This is a genomic window from Rhodovastum atsumiense, assembly GCF_937425535.1.
GTDB classification, from domain to species: Bacteria; Pseudomonadota; Alphaproteobacteria; order Acetobacterales; family Acetobacteraceae; genus Rhodovastum; species Rhodovastum atsumiense.
On sequence record NZ_OW485601.1, the window covers coordinates 6,154,123 to 6,166,039 of the forward strand.

The window sequence follows — 11,917 nt, forward strand, 5'->3', positions numbered from 1 at the left end:
GCCCCGAAGGGGGGCGGCTCAGAAATCCAGGTCGGCGTAATGCTCGGGCGGCATCATGCCTGGCACCCGGTCGGCCAGCAGCGGCCGGAAACTCGGGCGCGACTTCATGCGCGCATACCAGTCGCGCGCCGCCGGGCTGACCGACCAGTCCACGTCACCCTGGAAATCCAGCACCGACAGATGCGCCGCGGCGGCGAAATCCGCCAGCGAGATGTGGCTGCCCGCCAGCCATTTGCGCGTCTCGGCCAGCCAGCCGAGGTAATGCAGGTGCTCGCGCAGATTGGCATAGCCCGCCCGCAGCGCCGAGGCGTCGGGATGGCCGATGCCGGAGATGCGCTTGAGGTATTTCTCGCCGTTGAGGTTGCGGGTGACCTCGTCGGCGAACTTGCCGTCGAACCAGGCGCGCAGGCGACGCACCTCGACCCGCTCGCCGAGCGTCTCGCCCAAAAGCGGATTGTCCGGATAGGCTTCTTCCAGGTACTCGCAGATCACCCCCGAATCGGGCACGGCCAGGCCGTTGTCCTCCTCGAGCGTCGGCGTTGTCGCCGCGGGATTGAGCAGCAGATATTCCGGCCGGCGTTCCCACACCTTCTCCACCTGCAGGTCGAAGGGCAGTCGCTTCTCGGCCAGGACCAGCCGCACCTTGCGGGAATAAGGGCAGAGCGGGAGATGGTAGAGGGTTCGCATTGCGTGGTGGTTATCGCACCGATTCCGTGAACACGCCACATGCCGTGGCTGCGTGGCGGGGCTTCGCCCCGCACCCGACCAGAGGCTCCGCCTCTGGACTCCGGCAGGGGTCAGAGACCCCTGCACCCCAAAAGCGCTGCGCGGCGGGATCCAAGGGCCTTTGGCCCTTGGCGGAGGTGCAGGAGGCGGAGCCTCCTGCCGGGGCCGGGGCAGCGCCCCGGATCAGGCGCGCAACGCTTCGGTAGTTTCCTCCTTCAGCGGGTGCGCCAGGTACTTCACGTATTCCTTCGGCACCACCTGCCAGACATGCGGCAGTTCGCGGGTCCAGTCGTGCAGCAGCATGCGGGCATAGCGGCTGTTGGTTTCGGCCACGTGGCGCGCCACCAGGTCGCGCAGGATCGCCTCCCAGTAGGGATGTGCCACGCGTTGCCAGGTCAGCGTGTCGGCGTTCACCCGCAGATGGAAGCGGTTCTCCGGGTCGTAGACGAAGGCCATGCCGCCGGTGAAGCCCGCCCCGAAATTATCGCCGATCGGGCCGAGCACGACGACGGTGCCGCCGGTCATGTATTCGCAGCCGTTGGAGCCGCAGCCCTCGACCACCGCCACCGCGCCGGAGTTGCGCACGGCGAAGCGTTCACCCGCCTGTCCCGCGGCGAACAGCGCCCCCGCGGTCGCGCCATAGAGCACGGTGTTGCCAATGATGGTGTTCTGCTGGCTCACCAGCGTCGAGGACGGTCCCGGCCGCACCACGATGGTCGCCCCCGACAGCCCCTTGCCGACATAGTCGTTGGCGTCGCCGAACACCTCGAGCTTCAGCCCCTGCACGGCGAAGGCGCCGAGCGACTGCCCGGCCGAGCCGCGCAGCCGCACCGTCACGTGGTTCGGCTGCAGCCCGGTCATGCCGAATTTCCGCACGATGCGGCTGGACAGCTTGGTGCCGATGGCGCGGTGGGTGTTGCGGACGTTGTACTGCAACTGCATCTTCTCGCCGCGCTCGAACAGGGCGGCGGCGTCGGCGATCATCTGCGCGTCCAGCGTCTCCGGCACTTCGTTGCGCCCCTGCAGCGTGCAGTAGCGCGGATACGGCCCCGGGTCGGCCTGCACCAGCAACGGATTGAGGTCGAGGTCGTCGAGGAACTCGGCGCCGCGGCTGACCTGGCGCAGCAGGTCGGTGCGCCCGATCACCTCGGCAAGGCTGCGCGCGCCGAGGGAGGCGAGGATGTGGCGCACGTCCTCGGCGATGAAGCTGAACAGGTTGATCACCTTCTCCGCGCTGCCCTCGAACTTCTCCCGCAGCTTCTCGTCCTGGGTGCAGACGCCGACCGGGCAGGTGTTGGAGTGGCACTGCCGCACCATGATGCAGCCCATGGCGACCAGGCTCGCGGTGCCGATGCCGAATTCCTCGGCGCCGAGCATGGCCGCGATCACCACGTCGCGCCCGGTCTTGATGCCGCCATCGGTGCGCAGCTTCACCCGGTGGCGCAAGCGGTTGAGCATCAGCACCTGATGCGCCTCCGATAGCCCCATCTCCCAGGGCAGGCCGGCATATTTGATGCTGCTTTGCGGGGATGCGCCGGTGCCGCCGGAATGGCCCGAGATCAGGATGGCGTCGGCGCGCGCCTTGGCGACCCCGGCCGCGACCGTGCCGATGCCGCTGCGCGCGACCAGCTTCACGCAGACCGTGGCGTCCGGGTTGATCTGCTTGAGGTCGTAGATGAGCTGCGCGAGGTCCTCGATCGAGTAGATGTCGTGATGCGGCGGCGGGCTGATCAGCGTCACCCCCGGGGTGGAGTGGCGCAGCCGGGCGATCAGGCCGGTGACCTTGAAGCCGGGCAACTGGCCGCCCTCGCCGGGCTTGGCGCCCTGGGCGACCTTGATCTCGATCTCGCGGCAGGCGTTCAGGTATTCCGCGGTCACGCCGAAGCGGCCCGAGGCGATCTGCTTGATCGCCGAGGAGGCATTGTCGCCGTTGCCCCGCGGCGTCGCCCGCGCGGGATCCTCCCCACCTTCACCTGAATCCGAGCGCGCACCGATACGGTTCATCGCGATCGACAGCGTCTCGTGCGCCTCCGGGCTGAGCGCGCCGAGCGAGATGCCGGGGGACACCAGCCGCTTGCGGATTTCGGTGATGCTCTCGACCTCGTCGACCGAGATCGGCCTCACCTGGTCGTTGCGGAAATCGAGCAGGTCGCGCAGCGCGATCGGCGGCATGCGCCGCGCCGCCTCGGCGTAGCGGCGATAGAGCGAGAAGCTATCGGTGGAGACCGCTTCCTGCAGCAAGTGGATCAGCGCCCCGTCGAAGGCATGCGTCTCGCCGCTGCGGCGCAGCTTGTAGATGCCACCAACCGGCAGGGTCGCGAGATCGGAGGTCCAGGCCTGCCGGTGCTGCTCCAGCACCTTGCGGGCGATGCCGGGCAGGCCGATGCCGGAGATGCGCGAATGCGTGCCGGGGAAGAACTCCGCCACCAGCTGGCGTGACAGGCCGATCGCCTCGAAATTGCAGCCGCCGCGATAGGAGGAGATGACGGAGATGCCCATCTTGGACATCACCTTCAAAAGCCCCTTGTCCACCGCCTTCTTGTAGCGGCCGACCGCCTCCTTCAGCGTCAGGTCGCCGAACAGGCCGCGGCGGTGCCGGTCGGCGATGCTCTCCTGCGCGAGATAGGCGTTCACCGTGGTGGCGCCGACGCCGATCAGCACCGCGAAGTAATGCACGTCCAGGCACTCGGCCGAGCGGACATTGAGGCTGGTGAAGGTGCGCAGCGACTGGCGCACCAAATGGGTGTGCACGCCGCCGGTGGCCAGGATCATCGGGATCACCACCCGCTCCGGCCCGATCGCCTCGTCGGTGAGGATGACATGGGTGCAGCCGGCCCGCACACCCTCTTCCGCCTCGCGGCGGATGCGCGCGAGCGCCGCCCGCAGCCCGGCCTCACCCTCGGCGGCGGGGAAGGTGCAGTCCACCACGCAGGCGCTGCGGCCCATGGTGATGCGCATCGCCTCGAACTCGGCGGTGGAGAGCACCGGGCTTTCCAGCTGCAGCAGGTCGCACTGGCTGGAATCCTCGTCCAGCACGTTGCCGAGATTGCCGAGCCGGGTCTTCAGCGTCATCACCCGCGTCTCGCGCAGGCTGTCGATCGGCGGGTTGGTGACCTGGCTGAAATTCTGCCGGAAGAAATGGTGCAGGCCGCGATACTGCGCCGACAGCACCGCGATCGGCGTGTCGTCGCCCATGCTGCCGACCGCTTCCTGCGCGCCATCGACCATCGGGTGCAGGATCGCCTCAAGCTCTTCCATGGTGACGCCCATGGAAAGCTGGCGCCGGCGCAGTTCCTGGCCCTGCCACAGCACCGGCTCGGGCGCGTCGGTCTTGACGATATGGTCGATCTGGCGGATGCGCTTGGACCACTCGCCATAGGGATGGCGGGCGGCCAGCATGTCCTTCAGCTCCTCGTCACGGTAGAAGCGCGTGGTCTCGAGATCGACGGCGATGGTCTGGCCGGGGCCGACCCGCCCCTTCTCGATGATGTCCGCCTCGTCGAACTTCACCATGCCGGTCTCGGAGCCGACGATCAGCAGGTCGCCCCGGGTGATGGTGTAGCGCAGCGGGCGCAGGCCGTTGCGGTCGAGCCCGGCGATCGCCCAGCGCCCGTCGGTGGCGGCGATCGCGGCGGGGCCGTCCCAGGGCTCCATCACCGCATTGCAGTAAAGGAACATGTCGCGATGCGCCTGCGGCATGGTCGCGTCCTGGCCGACCGAGGCCGGGATCATCAGCGCCTTGGCCATCGGCGCGTCACGGCCGGCGCGCACCAGCACCTCGAAGACGTTGTCGAGCGTGGCGGTGTCGGACCCGCCCGCCTGGATCACCGGCTTGATGTCCTCCATGAAGGGATCGAGCGCGGGATCGGCGAGCCGGGTCTCGTGGCTCTTCATCCAGTTGATGTTGCCGCTGACCGTGTTGATCTCGCCGTTATGGGCGAGCATGCGGAAGGGCTGCGCCAGCCGCCAGGTCGGGAAGGTGTTGGTCGAATAGCGCTGGTGGTAGATGGCGAAGCGGCTGACGAAGCGCGGGTCGGTCAGGTCGGGATAGAAATCGGTCAGGTTCTCGGCCAGGAACATCCCCTTGTAGATGATCGACCGGCACGAGAGGGAGCAGAAATACAGCTCAGGGATCTGCGCCGCGATCGACTGCTTCTCGATGCGGCGGCGGATGACATAGAGATCGCGCTCGAAGGCCGCCTCGTCGGTGCCCTTCGCGTTCCAGATCATGATCTGCTCGATCTCCGGGCGCGTGGCATTGGCCTTTTCGCCGATGCACTCGACGTTGATCGGCACCTGCCGCCAGCCATAGATCTGGTAGCCGAAGTTCAGGATCTCGGTCTCGACGATCTGCCGGCAGCGTTCCTGCGCGCTGAGGTCGGTCTTGGGCAGGAACACCTGACCGACCGCAATCGGGCCGGGGCGCAGCTTGTCGCCGCCGCGTTCCACCGCCTCGGCGAAGAAGTCCTGCGGGATCTCGACATGGATGCCCGCGCCGTCGCCGGTCTTGCCGTCGGCATCGACCGCGCCCCGATGCCACACCGCCTTCAGCGCGGCGATGCCCGCCTCCACCACGTCGCGGCGCCGGCGCCCGTCGAGGGCGGCGATGATGCCGACCCCGCAGGCATCGTGTTCCTGGGCCGGGACGTAGGTGTCGGCGAGCGCCTTGGTGTTGGCGTCCCACGCGGCGAGGAAGCGGGTGGCGGACTCCTGATGCGACATGCGAAGCCTCCGGTGGGGGCGTGGGGAAAAGCGGGAGGTGGACGGGCGGATCAGAACTTCACGCCGCGGGCGCGCAGGGCATCGGCATGCCGTGCGGTCGATTCGCGGATCAGTTTCTGGGCAAGCTGCTGGAGCCGCTGGGTCTCGTCGCGGCCGACCGCGGGCATGCCGCGCAGCCAGCGCTGGCCGAGCGGCGTGGAAAAGAACTCCCGCATCCCGCGCAGATCATCGACGGTGTAGTGCGCGGCGAGATTCTCGACCAGCATGGCTTCCACTTCCGGCAGCTTGGCACGGAAATCCGGCAGTATGATCTCGTCGACGATGCGCGCGGCGTCCTCGGCGCTCTTGCCGCTCGCCCGAATGGCGGCATTGACCACCGCGTTGCGGATCTGGCCGACGAAATTCTGCGCCTGGGCAGGAATGCTGAGCAGCTCGCCGAGGGCGCGCGCCTCGCGCAGCCCCTCCGCGGTCACCGGGATCGTGGAACCGGCGGCGGGGGGGGCCGCGGGGGCCTGCGCGGCGGCCGCGACGGGCAGCAGCAGCGCGAGCATGAGCAGAAACGAGGGATGGGGCATCGGCGAACTCTCCTCAGAACGTCACGCCACACGGGGATTGGCCGTGCCGGCGATGCCGTTCCGTCGCGGGTCGCTCCGGGCGTCGGGAAACGACCGGAACCGCTTTTCTCCTGCACAGTCCTGGTTCGCATCGCCAGCCCGCGGGAGAGATGGGATGGCGACGCCGCGAGCAAGGAGACCGTTTGGTCCCATGCTCCCACTCAGTCGGCGGCGAGCGGGGACGACCTGCCGTCCTCGGCGGCGGTGTGCTGCAGCCAGGCGTGCATCTGCGCGGCGGCGTCGCGCCCGTCGCGGATGGCCCAGACCACCAGCGAGGCGCCGCGCACGATGTCGCCGGCGGCGAACACGCCGGGAATGCTGGTCATGAAGCTGCGATGGTCGATCTTCAGCGTGCCCCAGCGCGACACCGCCAGCGCAGGCTCGGCGAAGGTCGCCGGCAGGTCCTCGGGATCGAAGCCGAGCGCCTTGATCACCAGGGTGGCGGGAATGGTGAAATGGCTGCCCTCGATCGGCTCCACGCTCTGCCGGCCCGAGGCATCGGGCAGGCCGAGATGCATGCGCACCGCGCGCACCCCGGTGACATGGTCGTCGCCGAGGAAGGCTTCCGGGGCGGAAAGCCAGACGAACTCGACGCCCTCCTCCTCGGCGTTCTTCACCTCGCGCAGCGAGCCCGGCATGTTGGCGCGGTCGCGGCGATAGAGGCAGCGCACCGACTTGGCTCCCTGGCGGATGGCGGTGCGCACGCAGTCCATGGCGGTGTCGCCGCCGCCGATCACCACCACGTCCCGGCCGGCGGCATCCAGCGTGCCCGAGTCGAATTCGGGCACCGCGTCGCCGAGTCCCGTGCGGTTGGAGGCGATCAGGTAATCGAGCGCGGGCACGATGCCGGCGAGGCCCGCGCCGGGGCCACCAAGCTCACGGGCACGGTAGACGCCGGTGGCCAGCAGCACCGCGTCATGGCGGGTGCGCAGCTCGTCCAACCCGATGTCGCGACCGATCTCGCAGCCGAGATGGAAGACGATGCCGGCCTGCTCGAACAGGCGGTGGCGGCGCAGCACCACTTCCTTTTCCAGCTTGAAGTTGGGGATGCCGTAGATCATCAGCCCGCCGACGCGGTCGTGGCGGTCGTAGACGTGGACGGCATAGCCCTTCAGCCGCAGTTGCTCGGCGGCGGCGAGGCCGCCCGGCCCGGCCCCGACGATGCCCACCGACATCCCGTTCTCGGCGCGCGGCACCGGCGCCTGCACCCAGCCCTGCGCGAAGGCGGTGTCGGTGATGAAGCGCTCGACCGCGCCGATGGTGACGCTGTCGAAACCCTTCTCGATGACGCAGTTGCCCTCGCACAGCCGGTCCTGCGGGCAGATGCGGCCGCAGATCTCGGGGAAGGTGTTGGTGGCCGAGGAAACCTCGTACGCCTCTTCCAGCCGGCCTTCGGCGGTCAGCTTCAGCCAGTCCGGGATGTTGTTCCCGAGCGGGCAGTGAACCTGACAGAACGGCACGCCGCACTGGCTGCAGCGCCCCGACTGCTCGCGCGCCCGCGGCACGTCGAAATCGGCATAGATCTCGTGGAAGTCGCCGCGCCGCGCCGCGGCGTCGCGCTTGTCGGGCATCGCTTGGGGAACGCGGACGAACTGGAGCATGCGATCGGCCATGCGGCGGTGTCTCCCTGGCGCGGCTGTGCGGCCGGAGAGGCACCGGCCCGCCGGGATCGCCTATACGGCAGGGCGGGGAAGGATGCGAGAAAAAACACGATTAAAGGACAGCATTACTGCCATTTTAAGAGGCCAGACGAGGATCTTGGCAGATCCCTTTGACCGTTCCCCGCCCAAGAATGGCCGAAACGGCCCTAATTCCCAAACCCAACCAATTCCGCGATTTTGCCCACCTTCCCACAAAACCGACGCCCCGCCCGGGATCCCGGCACGGGGCGACAGACCTGAGATATATGGATGCACTCCCATGCGCGAAATGCATGGCAACCGGGATCGGCCTGACACCCAGGCACGCCTCCCGGTGACGGGCTACGCCTTCGGACCCCGCTGTGGGGTCAGGCGCCCCGGACTTCGGCGCGCCCGCCACCGGGGCGGAAACGACGCAGGTAGTCCGGTACCACCAGATCGATCGGGGTGGGGATGATGCCCAGCGCGGACAGGCCAGGCGTCCCCGAGGCCACCACATTGTCACGGCCGAGCATGGCCAACTGGTCACGCGTCAACGGCTTGCCGGGAAGCCACTCCATCACCCGGGCCTGCCATTGCGCCACGGCGGGAGGCACGTCCACCAGCCAGCGATGCCGCCGCACGGCCTGGCAGATCCAGGCCAGGAGCTGGCGGAACGTCAGCACCTGCGGCCCGCCCAGCTCGTAAAGGCCGCCGGCGGCATCCTCGTCCGTCAGGCCGGCGATCACCGCATCGGCGACGTCGCCGACATAGACCGGCTGGAATTTCGTCTCGCCCGCGATCACCGGCAGCACCGGCGAGAACTGCGCCATGGCGGCGAAGCGGTTGAAGAACTGGTCCTCCGGCCCGAACACGATGGAAGGCCGCAGGATGGTCGCCCGCGGGAAGGCGGCACGCACGGCGGCCTCGCCCGCGGCCTTGGCCCGGCCATAGCCGGAAGGACTGCTGGGATCGGCACCGATGGCCGAGACATGCACCAACCGCTCGACCCCGGCCTCGGCCGCGGCCCGGGCCACCGTGCCGGCGCCCTCGGCCATGATGCGCTGGAAGTCGCCCGGCAGGCGCTCGGCGAGGATGCCCACGAGGTTGACCACCAGCTCCGCGCCCGCGACCGCCCGCGCCACCGCTTCCGGGCTGGTCACCGGCGCCCGCAGCGCCACCACCTGCCCCACCGCCCCCATGGGCTTGAGGAACAGCGCGGCCTCGGGGTCGAGGACGGCGACGCGCACCACGTAGCCCAGGTTGGCGAGCCGCTTGACCACGTAGCGGCCAATGAAGCCCGATCCGCCGAACACCGTCGCGACCTTGCGCGTCATGACCGCCATGAAACCCCCGTTCGACCAAAGCTGTGCCCCATCTTCAATAAGCGGGGCCCGGCGCGGCCTCAAGCGCCGGCGGCGCCCGCCGGCCTCTCCCGCAAATTCTTGCACAATCACAGTTGACGGCCCGCCGGCCGGAGGCTACATCGCCGGCCTCCCGCTGCTCCGGCCCCGCGCCGGGGCGCACCTGCCCAGGTGGCGGAATTGGTAGACGCGCAGGTTTCAGGTACCTGTGGCCGCAAGGTCGTGGAAGTTCGAGTCTTCTCCTGGGCACCATCTCTGACGAGACGCGACACGCGCCTCCCATCGTCCTCGTGAAAGCGGGACCGGGTCGCGTTACCGTGTTTCGCCTGATGGCGGTGTGATATCGGGATTGCCCGCAGCTCCGGCCCCTTGCCGGGGCGCACCTGCCCAGGTGGCGGAATTGGTAGACGCGCAGGTTTCAGGTACCTGTGGCCGCAAGGTCGTGGAAGTTCGAGTCTTCTCCTGGGCACCATCTCCTCACGGAACGCACCGTCGCGCCGGGCCGCAACACGGCCGGGAACGTGGCCGTCCTTTGCCGGTTAAGGCCGGCAAAACCGGGGGAGAGCACCATCCATGTGGATCCTGTCCGCGATCGTCGTCGGCCTGGTTGTCGGCGCGATCGCCAAGCTGCTGATGCCCGGCCGTGACCCAGGGGGCTTCATCATCACCATCCTGCTCGGCATCGGCGGCTCGATGGTCGCTACCTGGCTTGGCCAGCGCATCGGCTGGTACGGCCCCGGCCAGGCGGCCGGCTGGATCGCCAGCATTCTCGGCGCCATCCTGATCCTGGCGGTGTACCGCCTGTTCCTGCGCCGCCGGGCACTGCCGTTGGCCTGACCTGCCGTTGGCCTGACCGGGCCGGGCCGCCCTGCCTGTCTTGCCTGGGCGGCCCCTGCCTGATACATCGCGCGCCCGCCGGCGACGGAAAATCCCTGACCGTCCAGGTGCCATCGGGCGCGACGAGGCCGGCCTCGCGGCACGCCCGGGCACGGGGCAGCGGAGCCCCGGCGGCCGAACCGAGACCTGGCCATGCCCGAGACCACCCTGTTCACCCCCGGCGCCACCATCCACCTGCATCGCGACGACCTGCCGGATGACCTGGTGCTCGGCCCCATGGTCGCGGTGGACACCGAGACGATGGGCCTCAATCCACATCGCGACCGGCTGTGCCTGGTGCAGCTCTCGGCCGGCGACGGCGTCGCCCATCTGGTGCAGATCATCCCGGAGCGCCTGGGCGGGCGTGGCACCGACTGCCCCAATCTCAAGCGGGTGCTCGCCGATCCCGGCGTGGTCAAGCTGATGCATTTCGCCCGTTTCGATGTCGCGATATTGCAACATACCTTCGACATCACCGTCGCCCCGGTGAAATGCACCAAGATCGCGGCGAAGCTGGTCCGCACCTTCACCGAGCGTCACGGGCTGAAGGATCTGTGCCGGGAATTGCTCTCGGTGGAACTGTCCAAGCAGCAGCAGACCAGCGACTGGGGCGCGGCCAGTCTCACCCCCGAGCAACTCACCTATGCGGCATCCGACGTGCTGCATCTGCATGCACTCTGGCGGCGGCTGGAGGAGTTGTTGCGGCGCGAGCAGCGACTGGAACTGGCCGAGGCCTGTTTTGCCTTCCTTCCGGCCCGTACGCGACTCGATCTGCTGGGGTATGAGACTCCAGATCTGTTTGCGCACTAAATACTTCGCCGACCATTTTCATGCCGCATTCTCGGGGCGCCATACGCGCCCAGGGTGAAGGAGGTGTGCCGGTGCCTCTCGGCAATCATTGACCGACACCCCACCTCTGCCTAGAGCCTGCCCCCATCCATGCAACATGGAGCCCGCTTGCCGGCATGACTGCGCCCCTTCTCACCGCCGGATCCCTGGCCCGGGCGCCGGAAACCCCCGATCCCGCCGCGGATGCCGATCTCTCGGTCGCGCGGACGGTCCTGACCACCGAGGCGGCGGGGCTGCGCGCCCTGGCCTCGGCGCTGGACCACGGCTTCGCCCGCGCCGTGGCGCTGCTGGACCAGGCCAGCGGCCGCGTCGTCGTCTCCGGCATGGGCAAGTCAGGCCATGTGGCGCGCAAGATCGCGGCCACTCTTGCCTCCACCGGGACGCCGGCCTTGTTCGTGCACCCGGGCGAGGCATCGCATGGCGATCTCGGCATGGTCGTGCCGGGTGACGCCGTGCTGGCACTGTCGAATTCCGGCGAGACCGCCGAACTGGCCGACCTGATCGCGCATACGCGCCGCTTCGCGCTGCCGCTGGTGGCGATCACCGGACGCGCCACCTCCACGCTCGCCCGCTCCGCCGACGTGGCGCTGGTGCTGCCGGCGGCGCGCGAGGCCTGCCCGCTCGGGCTCGCCCCCACCACCAGCACCACCATGCAGCTCGCCCTCGGCGACGCGCTGGCGGTCGCCCTGCTCACGCGCCGGGGCTTCAGCCCCTCGGATTTCCAGAACTTCCATCCTGGCGGCCGCCTCGGCGCGCGGCTGCGGCGGGTGGGCGAGCTGATGCACCGCGATGCCGAGGTGCCGCTGGCCGCGCCGGACACGCCCATGGACCGGGCCTTGCTGCTGATCACCGACAAGCGGGTCGGCTGCCTCGGCGTGGTCGGGCCGGACGGACGGCTGATCGGCATCGTCACCGATGGCGACCTGCGCCGCGCCATGGGGCCGGACCTGCTGCAGCGCCGCGTCGGCGAGATCATGACCACCACCCCCCGCACCATCGGGCCGGACGCCCTGGCGGCGGAGGCGCTGCACCAGATGAATGCCGGCGGGCGGCCGGTCAACGTGCTGTTCGTGGTGGACGCCGAGCGCCACCCGATCGGCGTGCTGCATGTCCAGGATCTGCTGCGCGCCGGCGTGGCGTGACGCGG

Annotated in this window: 8 protein-coding genes and 2 tRNA genes; 5 read left to right on the forward strand and 5 right to left on the reverse strand. The window is 69.0% G+C overall.

What is annotated here, in order from left to right; translation table 11 throughout:
* Nucleotides 1–18: 18 nt before the first annotated feature.
* From NBY65_RS27720 to NBY65_RS27740, 5 genes are all read right to left on the reverse strand, one after another.
* Nucleotides 19–687: a glutathione S-transferase family protein gene (locus tag NBY65_RS27720; protein WP_150038823.1), complete on the reverse strand. Its 669-nt coding sequence runs from the start codon at nt 685–687 to the stop codon at nt 19–21.
* Nucleotides 688–909: 222 nt separating this feature from the next.
* The gene (gene gltB, locus NBY65_RS27725) at nt 910–5,448 is read right to left on the reverse strand and encodes a glutamate synthase large subunit (protein WP_150038824.1); all 4,539 of its coding nucleotides are present in this window, start codon (nt 5,446–5,448) and stop codon (nt 910–912) included.
* A 50-nt stretch (nt 5,449–5,498) separates the two neighbouring features.
* A complete protein-coding gene (locus tag NBY65_RS27730) occupies nt 5,499–6,023 on the reverse strand; it encodes a DUF2059 domain-containing protein (RefSeq protein ID WP_150038825.1) in 525 nt (174 codons plus the stop codon).
* 200 nt (nt 6,024–6,223) lie between these two features.
* On the reverse strand, nt 6,224–7,675 hold the full coding sequence (locus NBY65_RS27735; RefSeq protein ID WP_150038826.1) for an NAD(P)-dependent oxidoreductase: 1,452 nt from the start codon (nt 7,673–7,675) through the stop codon (nt 6,224–6,226).
* 395 nt (nt 7,676–8,070) lie between these two features.
* Nucleotides 8,071–9,018: a complex I NDUFA9 subunit family protein gene (locus tag NBY65_RS27740; RefSeq protein WP_150038919.1), complete on the reverse strand. Its 948-nt coding sequence runs from the start codon at nt 9,016–9,018 to the stop codon at nt 8,071–8,073.
* 192 nt (nt 9,019–9,210) lie between these two features.
* Between NBY65_RS27740 and NBY65_RS27745 the strand changes: the two genes are divergently transcribed.
* From NBY65_RS27745 to NBY65_RS27765, 5 genes are all read left to right on the forward strand, one after another.
* Nucleotides 9,211–9,297: transfer RNA gene (locus NBY65_RS27745), tRNA-Leu, on the forward strand.
* Nucleotides 9,298–9,430: 133 nt separating this feature from the next.
* Nucleotides 9,431–9,517, forward strand: a tRNA-Leu gene (locus NBY65_RS27750).
* Between the two features lie 101 nt (nt 9,518–9,618).
* A complete protein-coding gene (locus NBY65_RS27755; RefSeq protein ID WP_150038827.1) occupies nt 9,619–9,882 on the forward strand; it encodes a GlsB/YeaQ/YmgE family stress response membrane protein in 264 nt (87 codons plus the stop codon).
* Nucleotides 9,883–10,074: 192 nt separating this feature from the next.
* Nucleotides 10,075–10,731 (forward strand): ribonuclease D, encoded by a 657-nt coding sequence (locus NBY65_RS27760; protein ID WP_150038828.1) that lies wholly within the window; start codon nt 10,075–10,077, stop codon nt 10,729–10,731.
* A 155-nt stretch (nt 10,732–10,886) separates the two neighbouring features.
* Entirely contained in the window at nt 10,887–11,912 is a 1,026-nt protein-coding gene (locus tag NBY65_RS27765) for a KpsF/GutQ family sugar-phosphate isomerase (protein WP_150038829.1), read from the forward strand.
* Nucleotides 11,913–11,917: the final 5 nt, after the last annotated feature.